Source organism: Streptomyces sp. NBC_00433 (assembly GCA_036015235.1).
In the GTDB taxonomy this organism is placed as follows: domain Bacteria; phylum Actinomycetota; class Actinomycetes; order Streptomycetales; family Streptomycetaceae; genus Actinacidiphila.
Window position 1 is genome coordinate 8,104,868 of the sequence record CP107926.1, and the last position, 14,810, is coordinate 8,119,677.

Annotated in this window: 14 protein-coding genes; 7 read left to right on the forward strand and 7 right to left on the reverse strand. The window is 72.5% G+C overall.

Translation table 11 applies throughout. The features are described 5' to 3' along the window. Nucleotides 1-177: 177 nt before the first annotated feature. Nucleotides 178-1,557, forward strand: coding sequence for a glycoside hydrolase family 3 protein (locus OG900_35010; GenBank protein WUH94845.1), 1,380 nt, complete (start codon nucleotides 178-180; stop codon nucleotides 1,555-1,557). Nucleotides 1,558-1,567: 10 nt separating this feature from the next. Here the strand turns inward: OG900_35010 and OG900_35015 are convergent, their stop codons facing one another. Further along, a complete protein-coding gene (locus OG900_35015) occupies nucleotides 1,568-2,416 on the reverse strand; it encodes a LysR substrate-binding domain-containing protein (protein ID WUH94846.1) in 849 nt (282 codons plus the stop codon). 142 nt (nucleotides 2,417-2,558) lie between these two features. Here OG900_35015 and OG900_35020 point away from each other — a divergent pair, with 142 nt between their 5' ends. Continuing rightward, a complete protein-coding gene (locus OG900_35020; GenBank protein WUH94847.1) occupies nucleotides 2,559-3,299 on the forward strand; it encodes a dienelactone hydrolase family protein in 741 nt (246 codons plus the stop codon). A gap of 698 nt (nucleotides 3,300-3,997) precedes the next feature. On the opposite strand, the gene OG900_35025 is transcribed toward OG900_35020, so the two are convergent. From OG900_35025 to OG900_35035, 3 genes are all read right to left on the reverse strand, one after another. Beyond that, a complete protein-coding gene (locus tag OG900_35025) occupies nucleotides 3,998-5,266 on the reverse strand; it encodes a sigma-70 family RNA polymerase sigma factor (protein WUH94848.1) in 1,269 nt (422 codons plus the stop codon). Nucleotides 5,267-5,273: 7 nt separating this feature from the next. Further along, nucleotides 5,274-5,609, reverse strand: a complete 336-nt coding sequence (locus tag OG900_35030; protein ID WUH94849.1) for a YciI family protein — start codon at nucleotides 5,607-5,609, stop codon at nucleotides 5,274-5,276. A 147-nt stretch (nucleotides 5,610-5,756) separates the two neighbouring features. Next, nucleotides 5,757-6,485, reverse strand: coding sequence for a DUF1275 domain-containing protein (locus OG900_35035; protein ID WUH94850.1), 729 nt, complete (start codon nucleotides 6,483-6,485; stop codon nucleotides 5,757-5,759). A 188-nt stretch (nucleotides 6,486-6,673) separates the two neighbouring features. Here OG900_35035 and OG900_35040 point away from each other — a divergent pair, with 188 nt between their 5' ends. Both OG900_35040 and OG900_35045 read left to right on the forward strand, forming a co-directional pair. Further along, entirely contained in the window at nucleotides 6,674-8,173 is a 1,500-nt protein-coding gene (locus tag OG900_35040) for an MFS transporter (GenBank protein ID WUH94851.1), read from the forward strand. 171 nt (nucleotides 8,174-8,344) lie between these two features. Further along, nucleotides 8,345-8,602 (forward strand): hypothetical protein, encoded by a 258-nt coding sequence (locus OG900_35045; GenBank protein WUH94852.1) that lies wholly within the window; start codon nucleotides 8,345-8,347, stop codon nucleotides 8,600-8,602. A 67-nt stretch (nucleotides 8,603-8,669) separates the two neighbouring features. Here OG900_35045 and OG900_35050 read toward each other — a convergent pair whose 3' ends face one another. The 3 genes from OG900_35050 to OG900_35060 form a co-directional block, all read right to left on the reverse strand. Beyond that, nucleotides 8,670-9,593, reverse strand: a complete 924-nt coding sequence (locus OG900_35050; protein WUH94853.1) for a SigB/SigF/SigG family RNA polymerase sigma factor — start codon at nucleotides 9,591-9,593, stop codon at nucleotides 8,670-8,672. 57 nt (nucleotides 9,594-9,650) lie between these two features. Then, nucleotides 9,651-10,634, reverse strand: coding sequence for an acetylxylan esterase (locus tag OG900_35055; GenBank protein ID WUH94854.1), 984 nt, complete (start codon nucleotides 10,632-10,634; stop codon nucleotides 9,651-9,653). A 364-nt stretch (nucleotides 10,635-10,998) separates the two neighbouring features. After that, a complete protein-coding gene (locus OG900_35060) occupies nucleotides 10,999-11,580 on the reverse strand; it encodes a GNAT family N-acetyltransferase (GenBank protein ID WUH94855.1) in 582 nt (193 codons plus the stop codon). Nucleotides 11,581-11,831: 251 nt separating this feature from the next. On the opposite strand from OG900_35060, the gene OG900_35065 reads away from it, so the two are divergent. From OG900_35065 to glgC, 3 genes are all read left to right on the forward strand, one after another. Next, nucleotides 11,832-12,257, forward strand: coding sequence for a nitroreductase family deazaflavin-dependent oxidoreductase (locus tag OG900_35065; GenBank protein WUH94856.1), 426 nt, complete (start codon nucleotides 11,832-11,834; stop codon nucleotides 12,255-12,257). 60 nt (nucleotides 12,258-12,317) lie between these two features. Next, nucleotides 12,318-13,484: a glycogen synthase gene (glgA, locus tag OG900_35070; GenBank protein WUH94857.1), complete on the forward strand. Its 1,167-nt coding sequence runs from the start codon at nucleotides 12,318-12,320 to the stop codon at nucleotides 13,482-13,484. Nucleotides 13,485-13,585: 101 nt separating this feature from the next. Next, complete coding sequence (gene glgC / locus OG900_35075) at nucleotides 13,586-14,803, forward strand: glucose-1-phosphate adenylyltransferase (GenBank protein WUH94858.1); 1,218 nt, start codon at nucleotides 13,586-13,588, stop codon at nucleotides 14,801-14,803. Nucleotides 14,804-14,810 lie beyond the last annotated feature (7 nt).

The window sequence follows — 14,810 nt, forward strand, 5'->3', positions numbered from 1 at the left end:
CAGGAGGAGCAGCCCTCAGAAGATGCGCGACAGGGCCGTCAGGGGGCATCCTGATCCACTCACGAGGGTTTCTTTTCTTCACATGAGATGACTGATGTCTCGGGTGGCAGGAAGAAAGTGAGACGCAACCGCCGTTTCCGGCCCTTCCCCGACGACCGACGAGGTGTGAGGTCCACCGTGCGCCAGCCGACCCGTTCCCCCGCCGACCCGCGACCCCGTCGCGCGCCGAGACGCGCCGGATCCCGCGGCGGCCTCCTCCCCGGTGCGGCCGGCGGCGTCCGCGGCGCCGGACTCGTACTCGGCCTGCTGGCCACCGCCACCGCCGGACTCACCGCCTGCGGCAGCGACAACTCGAACTCCTCCAGCAGCACCACCTCCGCCTCGGCCCCCGAGTCCTCCGCCGCGACCACGTCCGGCACGACCAGCGCCACCACGACCCCGGCCTCGCCCTCCGCCTCGCGCACCACCGCCGTACCGCCGCCCGCGAACACCGGCACCGCCGAGCCGAGCAGCTGCGTGAACAAGGCGGTCGCCGGGATGAGCCAGGCGCAGCAGGTCGGCCAGCTCTTCATGAGCGCCGTGGGCTCCGCGCACATGACCACCGCGCAGTCCGCCGCGGTCACCGGCGGCCGGGTCGGCTCGGTCTTCCTGATGGGCCATACGACCGCGGGCGTGGCGACCGTCAGGAAGGTCACCGACCAGGTCAGGAAGCTGGCGCCGAAGGTGAAGGGCGCCACGGTCGGGATGCTGGTCTCCACCGACCAGGAGGGCGGCAAGGTCCAGGTGCTCGCCGGCCCCGGCTTCAGCACCATCCCGACGGCGGTGCAGCAGGGCAAGCTGGCGACGGGCACCCTGCAGAAGGACGCGAAGACCTGGGGGCAGCAGCTGAGGGCCGCCGGGGTGACGATGAATCTCGCACCGGTCGCCGACACCGTGCCGCCCAACCTGGTCAACGTCAACGCGCCGATCGGCAAGCTGCAGCGCGAGTACGGCACCAACCCCGCCACGGTGGCCACCCACAGCACCGCCTTCCTGCGCGGCATGCTCCAGGCAGGCGTCATCACCACCGCCAAGCACTTCCCCGGCCTCGGCCGGGTGACCGGCAACACCGACTTCACCCTCGGCGTCACCGACTCCACGACCACCCGCACCGACCCGGATCTGGAGCCCTTCCGCAGCGCGGTCAAGGCGGGCACGCCGTTCGTGATGGTCTCCAACGCGATCTACTCGCGGATCGACCCGCACATCCAGGCGGCCTTCTCCTCCATGGTGATGCGCGACCTGCTGCGCGGCTCGCTCGGCTTCAAGGGCGTGATCATCTCCGACGACCTCGGCGCGGCTGTCGCGGTCAGCAACCTCACGCCCGCCCAGCGGGCGGTGGACTTCTTCAAGGCGGGCGGCAATGTGCTGCTCACCGTCAAGCCGAGCGACATCGCGCCGATGACCGCCGCGGTGCTCAGCCGGATGCCGCAGGACGCGGCGCTGCGCAGCGCGGTGTCCGACAGCCTGCGCCGGGTGCTGGCGGCCAAGCAGAACGCCGGGCTGCTCACCTGCTGAGCCCGGCGCCTCAGCCCCCGGCGGGCGGCCCGGCGCGCAGCGCCGCCGCGGCGAAGGCGGCGGCCAGCGGCGCGGGCCGCCGCGCCGGGCGGGCCAGCGCGACCTGGTCCTGCGGCAGGTCGGCCACCGGCCGGTAGACGACGTCGGGGCGGCGGTGGAGCAGCGCGGCCGACCGCGGCAGGCAGGTCACCCCGCGGCCGGCCGCCACGTACTCCAGCTTCTCCTCGACCGTGCGGACCGCGGAGGGCTGCCGCGGGTCCGCCGCCTCCGGATTGACGCACAGGTGCAGGATCTCGGTCTGCGCCGCCAGGTCCGCCGCGGTCAGCCGCTCGCGGGCGGCCAGCGGGTGACCCGCGGGCAGCGCGGCCATCCGCGGCTCGCCGTACAGCGGGGTCAGCGCGAGTCCGGGCTCGACCACCGGCAGCCGTACGTAGGCCACGTCGACCCGCCCGTCGAGTACGGCCTCGGCCTGGTCGTCCCACTCCAGCCGGCGCACCTCGACGCTCACCCCCGGATGGGCGGCGCCGAAGGCGCGGACCGCCTCGGTGACCCGGATGCCCGTACGGAATCCCACCACCAGCCGGCCCGCTCCCTGGGCCACCCGCCCGACCCGCCGCCGGGCCGCGTCGGCCGCGGCCAGCAGCGGGCCCGCGTCGTCCAGCAGCTGCCGCCCGGCCGCGGTCAGCGCCACGCGGTGGCTGTCCCGGACGAACAGCTCGGCCCGCAGCTCCTTCTCCAGGGCGCGGATCTGCCGGCTCAGCGCCGGCTGGGCGATGAGCAGGTCCTCGGCGGCGCGGCCGAAGTGCAGGCGCTCGGCGACGGCGACGAAGTAGCGCAGCTTGCGCAGGTCGAGATCCACGGCCGCCCCCCACGGGGCCGCCGCGGGCGCGGCGGCGATGCGCCGAGGGTATCGCCGCGGACCGAACGGGTCTTGGACGCGGTGTCCGCGGCGACCGCAGACTCGGTCGCACCACCCGGTCCACGCAAGGAGAGTCCTCGTCATGGAAGCGACAACCGCCACGGTCGGCATCCCGGTCGCCGGGACGGCGGAGCCGATGACCGCCTACGTCAGCCGCCCGGCGGGCGACGGGCCGTGGCCCGCGGTGATCGTGGGCTTCGAGATGTTCGGCCTGACGCCGTACATCCGCAGGACCGCCGACCGGCTCGCCGGGCTCGGACTGCTCGCCGTCGTACCGGACTTCTACCACCGCACCGCGCCCGGCTTCTCCGGCACCGCCGACGACCGGGGCCGCGCCGAGGCCTACGCCCTGCTCGACCGGCTCACCCGGCAGGAGGTCACGGCCGACCTGCTGGCCACGCTCGCCCATCTGGAACACCGCGAGGACACCGCGGGGCGGGCGAGGATGGCCGGCTTCAGCCTCGGCGGCCACCTCGCCTTCTACGCGGCGAGCCACGTGCCGCTGGCCGCCGTCGCGGTGGTCTACCCGGGCTGGCTCGACACCCCGGGCACCGCCCTGAGCCGGCCCGAGCCGCTGCTCGACCTCACGCCCGGCATCGCCGAGCAGGGCTGCCGCCTGCTCTACCTGGTCGGTTCCGACGACCACGTCGTGACCCCGGCGCAGACCCGGCTGACGACCCGTCGCCTCGCCGCCGCGGGCGTCCCCCACCAGGTCGTGGTCTACCCCGACACCCCCCACGGCTTCCTCGCCGACGACCGCCCCACCTTCCACCCCGCCGCCTCCGCGGACGCCTGGCACCACCTCGCTTCCACCCTGCGGTGACCCCTGCGGGGCGGCTTGCGGACTCCACGGTGCCCTGCGCGGCGGGCCGGCCCACCGTGACGGAATGCGCTCCTACCGGCAGCCCCCGCCCGGCGCCGCCGACGACAGCGACCTCGTGAAAGCCCGAGGCCAGGCCAGGTGCTCAGGTCCCACCGGGCCCCATGTTCTGCCTCGTGGCGTTCGCGGCGCTCAGCCCCCGTGCGAGTCCTTGGGACGCCGCCGCGTGCTCCAGTGCCCCGCGTTCCCCCGACCCGCCTCTGCGCCGCAGTACGAGCAAGCACACCCCGACCGCGGCCGCGAGTACGGCCACCATAGAAACAACGAAGATCATGTGTCCCCCGTCTGGCTGGCGGGACCGTCCTGCGGTCCCTCCCTCGTTGATCGTTATTGTCGCCTGCCGCCCGCTCGCGGCCAAGCCCGAAGGACCCGGGACATCCGCGGGGCCCCATGAGTGACCGCAGCTCGCGGACGAGTTGGACGACCCCGGCCTGGGCGCGACACGGACGGTCGGCGCCGAGTGTCCGTTTCCGCCCCATGTCAGTCGGGGGACGATGCTCAGCAAACGCATACGGTTCGCGCAGCGTTGAAAAGCAGCGGGCCGCACGCAGGAGAATCTGCCCGAAGACCATGGCGTCGAGCGGTCGTACGGCCAGCTGAGGTGCGGTTTTGTGCTCTCGTCGGGCCGAGTGGCCTCGGCGTCACGACGGTGCCGGTCCGGGGGCGAGGGCGGCCAGGCGGGAGGCCAGGTAGCGGCGTTCGGCCTCGGTCGGGGCCAGGGGGAGGGCCTCGCGGTAGGCGGCGGCCGCCTCCTCGGGGCGGCCGAGGCGGCGCAGGAGGTCGGCCCGGGTCGCCGGGAGGAGGTGGTAGGCGGAGAGCTCGCCGCCCGAGGCGATGGCGTCGACCAGGGCCAGCCCGGCCCGCGGGCCCTGCGCCATCGCCACGGCCACCGCCCGGTTCAGCTCGACGACCGGGCCGGGGGCCATCCGGGCCAACTCCCCGTAGAGCAGCGCGATCTGCGGCCAGTCCGTGGCCGCCGCGTCAACCGCCTCCGCGTGGCACGCGGCGATCGCCGCCTGCACCTGGTAAGGACCGGGCCGCCTGGCGGCGAGCGCGGCCTCCAGGACGGCCGTGCCCTCGACGATGCGCTGCCGGTCCCACCGCGAGCGGTCCTGCTCGTCCAGCGGCACCAGATCCCCGGCCGCGTCGGTCCTGGCCGCGGACCGCGCGTCGTGCAGCAGCATGAGCGCCAGCAGCCCGCCCGCCTCCGGCTCGTCGTGCAGCAGGGCCGCGAGCAGCCGCGCCAGGCGGATCGCCTCCGCGGTGACCCGGCGCTGGTCGAGGCCCGCGGCCCCTGGGGCGTAACCGGCGTTGAAGAGCAGGTAGAGCACGGCGAGCACGGCCGCGGTGCGCTCGGGCAGCAGTTCGGGCGGCGGCACCCGGAAGGGGATGCCGGCGTTCTTGATCTTGTTCTTGGCGCGGGTCAACCGCTGCGCCATCGTGCCCTCGGGCACCAGGAAGGCGCGGGCGATCTCCGCGGTGCCGAGACCGGTCAGGGTGCGCAGTGTCAGGGCGACCTGCGCGGGCAGCGGGAGCGCCGGGTGGCAGCAGGTGAAGATCAGCTGCAGCCGGTCGTCGGGCAGCGCCTCGTCCCGCGGCAGCGCGTCCGGCGCCGCGGGGTGCGGCGGCTCGGGGGTGAGCCGGGCCGCCTCGCGCAGCTTGGCCTTCTCGTTGGCGGCCCGGCGCAGCCGGTCGAGCGCCCGGTTGCGTGCCGTGGTGGTCAGCCAGGCGCCGGGGCGGCGCGGCACACCGTCGCGCGGCCAGCGCTCCAGCGCCCGCTCGAAGGCGTCCTGCGCGCACTCCTCCGCCAGGTCCCAGTCCCCGGTCTGCCGGATCACCGCCGCCACGACCCGGCCCCACTCCTGGGACCAGGCCGTGGCGACGGCCTCCTTCACCGCGTCGTCGCGCACGAGGGGGTCAGTCCGTCCAGAACGGCCGCACCTCGACCATGCCGAATTTCGCCACCGGGTGCTTGGCCGCGATCTCGATGGCCTCGTCCAGGTCGGCGCAGTCGATGATGTCGAAGCCGGCCATCTGCTCCTTGGTCTCGGCGTAGGGCCCGTCGGTGAGCAGTCGGGCGCCGTTCCTGACGCGTACGGTCGTGGCGTCCTCGGCGGCCCGGGTCCTGTTGCCGTCCAGCCGGACGCCCCTGCGGGTCATCTCCTCGACCCACGGCGTGGCGTCCATGTCCTCGGGCGTGGCGCCCGGGAATCCGTCGGCGGTCTCACTGCAGATCAGCAGCAGGTACTTCATGGCACATCTCCTCGTCCGTTCCGTCGCCGGGAGGTCTTCCCCGGTCACCCCTACGACGATCGGGAACCGCCCCGATGTACACCTCGCGGAAGATCCGCGGGAAGTTTCTCAGCTCGGCCGGAATCCCTGACCCGCGGGAGACCCCCGCTACCCCGCCCACCGGCGCGTGGTGCGCCGCTGCGCGAAGAGCGCCGCCGACACCGCGGCCAGCACCGCCGCGGCCGCCGGCAGCGGCAGCTCGCGGCCCGCGTGCCCGACCAGCGCGGCCCCGGCCAGCGCGCCGAGGAAAAGCGCGGCCGCCGACAGCATCCTGCTGCCCACCTTGGAGCCCGACCCGCCCGCGAGGCGGCTGTCGGAGGCCATCCCGGTGATCGTCATGGTCAGTACGGTGGTGGTCAGTTCGGGCACGGCCAGCCGCCGCACGACCGCGTTCTGCCCGCCCATCGCCAGGGCCATCACGATGATCAGCGCCGCCCGCCAGCCGCCCCGCGCGGGCAGGTCGGCCACCGACGCCAGCACCCAGGCCAGCACCACCAGCGCCGTCTGCGCCGTGGTGACCGCCAGCAGCAGCCGACCGCGGTGCCCCGGCATGGCGTGGGCCAGCCGCCCGCCGGACAGCGCGCCGACCGCGAAGGCGGCCAGCGCCAGCACCGAGGCGGTCACCGAGAAGCCGCTCGCCCCGGCCAGCGAGAAGCCGAGAAAGACGACGTTGCCGGTCATGTTCGCGACGAAGACATGGCCCAGCACCAGGTAGCTGAAGGCGTCCACCAGACCGGTGACCAGGGTCAGCGCCAGCAGCAGCGGCGGCAGTGGGCCGTGCGGTCCGTCCGGGTCGGGGACGAGCGTGTCGCGGGCCTGGCGGAGCACGGGGTGCACGGCTGACGACCTCCGGAGGGCGTATCCACGGGCGTTCGGGACAGACGTACCCACCGAGGTGGGGGCACCCCTCCCAGGCCTGGCCCTGGGGGAGCCCGACGCCATCGTGCCCGGTCGGACGCACCGGGTGTGGCAGCCGCGCGAGGAACGGCGGCCGATGTGAGACTGCGACACGGAGGTGATCTTCGATGGACGGATCCGCTGCCCGCCCCTCTGCGGCGGCCGGTGACACCATCACCACGGATGTGCCGGCACGGCTCGACCGACTGCCCTGGTCGCGCTGGCACTGGATGATCGTCATCGGGCTCGGGACGGTGTGGATCCTCGACGGCCTCGAAGTGACGACCGTCGGCAACATCGCCGGGCGGATCGCGGAGGACGGCAGCGGCCTGGCGGTGTCGGCCGCCCAGATCACCGGCCTGGCCGCCGCGCTCTACGTGGCGGGCGCCTGCGCGGGCGCGCTGTTCTTCGGCTGGCTGACCGACAGGTACGGCCGCAAGAAGCTCTTCATGATCACCCTCGCGGTGTACCTGGGCGCCACCGCGATGACCGCTCTGTCCTTCCAGCCCTGGTGGTTCTTCACCTTCCGCTTCCTGACCGGCTTCGGTATCGGCGGTGAGTACGCGGCCATCAACTCCGCCATCGACGAGCTGATCCCGTCCCGCTTCCGCGGCCGCGTCGACCTGATCATCAACGGCAGCTACTGGCTGGGCGCGATCGGCGGCTCGCTGCTGTCGATCGTGATGCTCAACACGAACATCTTTCCCCTGAACGTCGGGTGGCGGCTCACCTTCGCCCTCGGGGTGGTGCTCGGCCTGGTGATCATGCTGGTCCGCCGCCATGTGCCGGAGAGCCCGCGCTGGCAGTTCATCCACGGCCACGGCGACGAGGCGAACGAGCTGGTCGGCACGGTCGAGAAGGACGTCGAGCGGGAGAAGCACCAGCGGCTGCCCGAGCCGGAGTCGAAGATCACCATCCACCAGCGGGCCGGCGTCGGCTTCGGGGTGATCGCGAGGACCGTCTTCACCCGCTACCCCCGGCGCGCGGTGCTCAGCCTGTCGCTCTTCGTCGGCCAGGCCTTCCTCTACAACGCCATCACCTTCGGCTTCGGCAACATCCTGACCACCTTCTTCGGCGTGTCGACCGGCAAGACCGGCTATTACTTCGCGGTGATCGCGGCCGGCAACTTCCTGGGCCCGCTGCTGCTCGGCAAGCTCTTCGACACCGTCGGCCGGCGGATCATGATCTCGTCCACCTACCTGCTGTCCGGCCTGCTGCTCTTCGGCACCGCGTGGCTGTTCGACCGCGGCTCGCTGAACGCCACGACGATGACGGCCTGCTGGTGCGCGGTGCTCTTCTTCGCGTCGGCCGGCGCGAGCAGCGCGTATCTGACCGTCTCGGAGATCTTCCCGATGGAGACCAGGGCGATGGCCATCGCCTTCTTCTACGCGGTCGGCACCGCCGCCGGCGGCATCAGCGGCCCGCTGGTCTTCGCCGACCTGACCAAGTCGGGCGTGGTCGGCGACACGGTGACCGCCTTCGTGATCGGCGCGTCGCTGATGTGCGCGGGCGGGCTGGTCGCGGCCTTCCTCGCGATCAGGGCCGAGGGCCGGTCGCTGGAGGACATCGCCACCCCGTTGTCCCAGGCCACCCCGCCCGAGCCGGCGTCGGCCGACGTCCGGGCCTGATCCGCGCCTCGACCGGCTGTCCGCCTCCGGCGTCACCGCGGCCGCCCACGCGATCTGGTCCGACCGCTGCGGCGCAGGCACCCCGGACTCGCTGCTGGTCGGCGGGCAGGCGACGGCAGCACCGCGGTCGCGGCCTTCGCCTTCCGCGGCACCCAGGTCGCCCTGCACGCGGTGCGCGACACCGACCAGGGCATCATGCCGCTGTCCGTGGACGGCGGTTCACCGGTCAGTGTCGACAACTACGCCATGAGCCGCGGCGCCTCGGGCGCGGTGTGGACCAGTCCGCGCCTGGCCGCGGGCACGCACACCCTGGCCGTCACCGTCACCGTCACCGTCACCGTCACCGTCACCGTCACCGACACCGGGCAGCGCAACGCCGGCGGCGGCACCACCATCGCCCTGGGCCGGGCGGACGTCACACCGTCCTGACCCGGACGCCCCGCGACCCCCCGGCCCGAGTGGGCCGGGGGGTCGCGGCGGTGCGGGGCCGGCGGCGTCAGTCCTGGACCAGCAGTCCGCTGCGCAGCCGGGAGACGATCCGGCTCAGCAGCCGGGACACGTGCATCTGCGAGCAGCCCAGCCGCTCGCCGATCTGCGCCTGGGTCAGCTCCTCGCCGAACCGCAGCCGCAGCAGCAGCCGGTCGCGCTCCGGCAGCTTCTCGATCAGCGGTGCCAGGGTGTGGAAGTCCTCGAAGAGGTCCATCGCCGGGTCGCACTCGCCGAAGGTCTCGCCCAGCGTGCGGCCCTCGCCGTCGGTCGCGCTGTCCGAGTCGCTGTAGGGGGTGTCGATGGAGCCCGCGGTGTATCCGTTGGCGGCCACCAGGCCCTCGATGACCTCCTGCTCCGACAGGTCCAGATGCGCGGCCAGTTCGGCCACCGTCGGGTCGCGGTCCAGGTCGAGGGACAGCGTCTCCTTGGCCTTGCTCAGCTCCACCCGCAGTTCCTGGAGCCGCCGGGGCACATGCACCGCCCAGGTGGTGTCGCGGAAGAAGCGCTTCATCTCCCCGACGATGTAGGGCACCGCGAAAGTGGTGAACTCCGTCTCGCGGGACAGGTCGAAGCGGTCGATCGCCTTGATCAGGCCGATGGTGCCGACCTGCACGATCTCCTCGTGGTCGGTGGCGGGCCGGTTGCGGTAGCGCCCCGCGGCGAAGTGCACCAGGGACAGGTTCATCTCGATCAGCGTGTTGCGCGCGTAACTGTAGGGCGCGGTGCCCTCCTCCAGTTCCTGGAGGCGGTCGAAGAACAGCTTCGAGAGCACCCGCGCGTCCTGCGGCGCCACGGCCGTCGCGTCGTCGATCAACGGCAGTCCGCCGGTGGCGGCCTCCGGTCCGCTCGGCCACCGCGCGGCCCGCGGCGCCTCGGGCGCCACGGTGGCCGACCTGTCCGTGCCTTCCGACTGCTGAACCATTGCGGTCACGTCATCGCCTCGCACTCGTACGACTGGTGACGAGGCGCCTTCCCCGGTTCTCCACGGCTATTCCTCTTTGTTCGCGGCCAACGTGCCCGGGAGCCACCGCAGCTGGGCCGCCTGCTGGTGGGGGCCGCCGCCCTCATGGCCGTTGAAGTCGTAGACCTCGATCTGCTTGTCCCGGCCGGCGTACGCGTTGAAGGCCGCGAAGACGGTGGACGGCGGGCAGGTGTCGTCCTCCAGCGCGGTGGAGAACAGCGCGGGCGCCCGGCCGCGGGCGGCGAAGTGCACGCCGTCGAAGTACGCCAGGGTGTCGAGCACCCGCGCCTTGCGGTCGCGGTGCACCGACAGGTACCTGCCGACCTCGCGGTAGGGATCCAGGTCGGTGAGGGTGACGGCCCGCGGGAAGTCGCACAGGAAGGGCACGTCGGGGGCGATCGCCGCCAGGTCGGGCACCAGGCCGCCGACCGCCAGCGTGATGCCGCCGCCCTGGCTGATCCCCGCCGCCACCGTGCGCGAGGCGTCGGCCAGCGGGTGCGAGCGGGCCGCCTCGACCGCGCGGACCGCGTCGGTGAAGACCCGGCGGTAGTAGAAGTCGTAGGGGTCCTCTATGCCGCGGGTCAGGAAGCCGGGGGCGGCCGGGCTGCTGCCGACCGGGTCCTCGGTGTCGCCGGCCGACCAGCCGCTGCCCTGGCCGCGGGTGTCCATCACGAAGTGCGCGTAGCCCGCCGACGCCCACAGCAGATGGGTGTGCGCCAGACCGCGGCCGCCGCCGTATCCGACGAATTCCACCACCAGGGGCAGCGGCTCGGTGGTGCCCGCGGGCACTGTGAACCAGCCCTTGACCGGGTGCCCGCCGAAGCCCGCAAAGGTCACGTCGTAGGTGTCCAGGGTCGTCAGCCCGGTCGGCACCCGCTCGAAGCGCGCGTCGAGGGCGTACTGCCGCGCCTGGCCGAGGGTGTCGGTCCAGAACTGGTCGAAGTCCGCGGGCTCCACCGAACTGCTGCGACGGTCGCGAAGCTGGTCGAGCGGCAGGTCGAAGAGGGCCATACGGAGTCCTTCACGGCAGGGTGGTGGTCGTTCAGGGACACCGTACGTCCTGTCGGGGCCCGCGCAGAAGCCCCTGCTTAACCGGTTGAGTCGTGGGTGCGTGCACAGGGGCGGCCGGACGGGTCCCGCGTGATGCGGTACGGGAGCCGCCCGGCCGCCCCTGTCGTGCGGAATCGCGAAGAATGGGGGGGATGGTCGCCGGTCAGCGCTTGGAGCCGCCGCTGCCGGCAGGCCGGCCTCGGTCCGGATCAGTCGTGCAGCCGCCCTTGCGGCAGTTCACGTCGGGGCAGGACATGGTGGGTCACCTCTCCTCTGCGAGTCACTTCTTTCCCTCTGGAGTCACTTCTTCTCTGTGAATCGCTTCTTATGTGCGGGCAGCCGCACATCGCAGCTGCCTTCCGACGAGGTCGTCGGGTACGCAGTCGAACAGCAGCTTGTCGACCCGCCTGCCGTGCCACAGGGCGGCGCTGCGCAGCCGCCCGGCGGCCCGGAAGCCGGCCTTGAGGTAGGCGTTGACGGCGGGGGTGTGGGGCGCGGGTACCTGGAGCCACACCGAGTCGAGCGAGGCGATGGTGAAAGCCCACTCGAGGGTCAGGGCGGTGGCCTCGGCCGCGTAGCCCCGGCCGCGCTGCTCCGGGGCGATCACCAGGGTGTATTCGGCGCTGTTGACGGACTGGTCGACGCTGAGGGCGGTGCTCCCCACCGGGGTCCCGCCCGGTGCGGTGATCACCTCGAAGAGCTGGTAATGAGCCGACGTGTGGCTGGTGCGGAATCGGGCGCGGAAGACCTCCCAGGACACCGGCCAGCGGGCCCCGAAACCGACGACGGTCGCCGGGTCGGTCTCCCACCGGTGGTATTCCTGCATCATTTCTTCTCTCGCCAGTGCCAACGACAACCGCGTCCCGGCGCGCAGCGGGACGGGTGCGGTCGGTGGGGTGTTGGTCATCACGTTCGTGTCTCTCCTACGTGTGCCCGGGGTCCGGCCCTCGCAGCCGTCCATAAAGCGTCAATCCGCCAGCTGCCGGGAGGGGCAGATCCGCGGTATTGCCGCCCCCCGGGTCCTCGTGTGCTTCGTCCGCCGCGTCCGCCGGTCGCCCTGTGCGACCGGCCGTCGCCACAGGTGAACCCTGCCGGTCCCAGCAGCCGCTTCGATAGGCTGAGGCCCCATCAGTCATCCCGGGTATAAAGGGGAGTTAAATGAGTGAGCCGGTGGACTACAACGCACAGATTGTGGCCGAATTCCGTGCCAACCACGGGAAGGTCGGCGGAAATTTCGAGGGCGCCCCGCTGCTTCTGCTGCACAACACCGGAGCCCGCACCGGGCGGAAGCTCGTCAAGCCGATGATGTACCTGCGCGACGGCGAGCGCTATCTGGTCTTCGCCTCCAAGGGCGGCGCCCCCGACAACCCCGCCTGGTACCACAACCTGGTCGCCAACCCCGAGGCCGAGATCGAGGTCGGCGACGACACGGTCCCGGTCCGCGCCGAGGTGCTCACCGGCGAGGAGCGGGACCGCAAGTACGCCGAACAGGCCGCGCTCTACCCCGGGTTCGCCGAATACCAGGAGAAGACCGACCGGATCATTCCGGTGGTCGCGCTGGTTCCTACCGCTTCCACGCGGTAGGCGGCCGCTGATCGGGGAAGGCAACAGGCACGGAAGTGTCGAGGGCGGGAGAGGGTGCCGGTGAAGGTCGGGCTGCTGACCCGGGAGTATCCGCCGGATGTCTACGGCGGGGCCGGGGTCCATGTGGAGTTCCTGGCACGGGAGTTGCGCGCGCTGGTCGACGTGGAGGTGCACTGCTGGGGAGACGCCGCCGCCGAGGGCGGCGTCGTCAGGCACCGGGCACCGGCCGCGCTCGACGGCGCCAACGACGCGCTGCGCACCTTCTCCGTCGACCTGGCGATGGCCGCCGCACTCCAGGGCCGCGACCTGGTGCACTCCCACACCTGGTACGCCAACCTGGGCGGCCACATCGGCAAGCTGCTGCACGGCGTCCCGCACGTGCTGACCGCCCACTCCCTCGAACCGCTGCGGCCCTGGAAGGCCGAGCAACTGGGCGGCGGCTACGCCCTGTCCAGCTGGGCCGAGCGGACCGCGATGGAGTCGGCGGACGCGGTGGTCGCGGTCTCCGACGGCATGCGCCGCGACATCCTCTCCAGCTACCCGGCACTCACTCCCGAGCGTGTGCACGTCATCCGCAACGGCATCGACACCGTGACCTACCGCCCCGACGAGCGCACCGACGTGCTGCGCAGGATCGGCATCGACCCCGACCGCCCCTATGTGGTCTTCGTCGGCCGCATCACCCGGCAGAAGGGCGTACCGCACCTGCTGCGGGCGGCCAGGGACCTGGACCCCGCGGCGCAGCTGGTGCTGTGCGCGGGCGCGCCCGACACACCGGCGCTCGACCGGGAGTTCCGCGCGCTGTTCGACGAGCTGAACGCGGTGCGCGACGGGGTGCACTGGATCCCGGCGATGCTGCCGCGCCTCGCGGTCGTCCAACTCCTCACCCATGCCACCGCCTTCGCCTGCCCCTCGGTCTACGAGCCGCTGGGCATCGTCAATCTGGAGGCGATGGCCTGCGGCACCGCCGTGGTCGCCTCCGCGGTCGGCGGCATCCCCGAGGTCGTCGACGACGGCTCCACCGGGATCCTGGTGCCCTACGACGAGCAGCGCCCCGCGGACTTCGAGGCGGGCCTGGCCGCCGCGCTCAACCGGCTCGTCCGCGACCCCGCGCGGGCCGCCGCCTTCGGCGCCGCGGGTCGGGAGCGCGCGGAAAGGGAATTCGGCTGGGACACCGTCGCCCGCCGTACGGTCGCCCTTTACGAGAAGGTGCTCGCCGCCGGGTAGGAGGACCGGTGGACGGGACCGACTCGCAGGACCGTTGGCACGCAGAACACGGCAGTACAGAGCAGGGCGGCAGGGCGGTACACGACCCAAGGGGGATGTCGATGCGCGGTGGACCTTCGGTGCTGGGCATAGTGCTGGCAGGCGGTGCCGGCAAGCGGCTGATGCCGCTGACCGCCGACCGCGCGAAGCCGGCGGTGACCTTCGGCGGCACCTACCGCCTGGTGGACTTCGTGCTGTCCAACCTGGTCAACGGCGGCATGATGCGGATCTGCGTGCTGACGCAGTACAAATCGCACTCGCTCGACCGCCATGTGACCACCACCTGGCGGATGTCCAGCCTGCTGGGCAACTACGTGACACCGGTGCCGGCGCAGCAGCGGCTCGGCCCGCGCTGGTATCTGGGCAGCGCCGACGCGATCCTCCAGTCGCTGAACCTGGTGCACGACGAACAGCCCGACTACATCGCGGTCTTCGGCGCCGACCACGTCTACCGGATGGACCCGCGCCAGATGCTCGAACAGCACGTCGAGCACGGCGCCGGGGTGACCGTCGCGGGCATCAAGGTGCCGCGGGCCGACGCCTCGGGCTTCGGGGTGATCTCGCCGGCCGCCGACGGCATCTCGGTGGAGCGCTTCCTGGAGAAGCCCGCCGACCCGCCCGCGCTGCCCGGCGACCCCGGGCACGTCTTCGCCTCGATGGGCAACTACCTCTTCACCACCAAGACCCTGATCGACGCCCTGCACGAGGACGCCGAGGACCAGCAGTCCGTGCACGACATGGGCGGCAGCATCCTGCCCCGGCTCACCGCCGCGGGCGTCGCCCAGGTCTACGACTTCGACACCAACCACGTGCCGGGCGAGACCGCCCGCGACCACGGCTACTGGCGGGACGTCGGCACCCTGGACGCCTACTACGACGCGCACATGGACCTGATCTCCGACCAGCCCGCCTTCAGCCTCTACAACAGGCGCTGGCCGATCTACACCCACCCCGGCCAGCTGCCGCCCGCCAAGATCGCGGCGGGGGGCATCGTGGGGGAGTCCGTGGTCAGCCCCGGCTGCGTGATCCGCGGCCAGGTCACCCGCTCGGTGCTGTCGCCCGGCGTGGTGGTCGACGCGGGCGCGGTCGTCCAGGGCTCGGTGCTGCACGACAACGTACGGGTCGGGCGCGGCGCGATCGTCCGCGGCGCGGTGCTCGACAAGAACGTGGACGTGCCGCCCGGCGCCACCATCGGCGTGAACCCCGACCGCGACCGTGAGCTGTACACGGTGTCCGCGGCCGGGGTCATCGCCCTGGGCAAGGCCCAGTTGGTGGGGTGACGGCTCA

Coding starts and splice junctions, on each gene's coding strand:
- OG900_35020 (WUH94847.1), top strand. CDS start 2,559: ATGGAAGCGACAACCGCCACGGTCGGCATCCCGGTCGCCGGGACGGCG.
- OG900_35030 (WUH94849.1), bottom strand. CDS start 5,609: ATGAAGTACCTGCTGCTGATCTGCAGTGAGACCGCCGACGGATTCCCG.
- OG900_35040 (WUH94851.1), top strand. CDS start 6,674: ATGGACGGATCCGCTGCCCGCCCCTCTGCGGCGGCCGGTGACACCATC.
- OG900_35055 (WUH94854.1), bottom strand. CDS start 10,634: ATGGCCCTCTTCGACCTGCCGCTCGACCAGCTTCGCGACCGTCGCAGC.
- OG900_35060 (WUH94855.1), bottom strand. CDS start 11,580: ATGACCAACACCCCACCGACCGCACCCGTCCCGCTGCGCGCCGGGACG.
- OG900_35065 (WUH94856.1), top strand. CDS start 11,832: ATGAGTGAGCCGGTGGACTACAACGCACAGATTGTGGCCGAATTCCGT.
- glgC (WUH94858.1), top strand. CDS start 13,586: ATGCGCGGTGGACCTTCGGTGCTGGGCATAGTGCTGGCAGGCGGTGCC.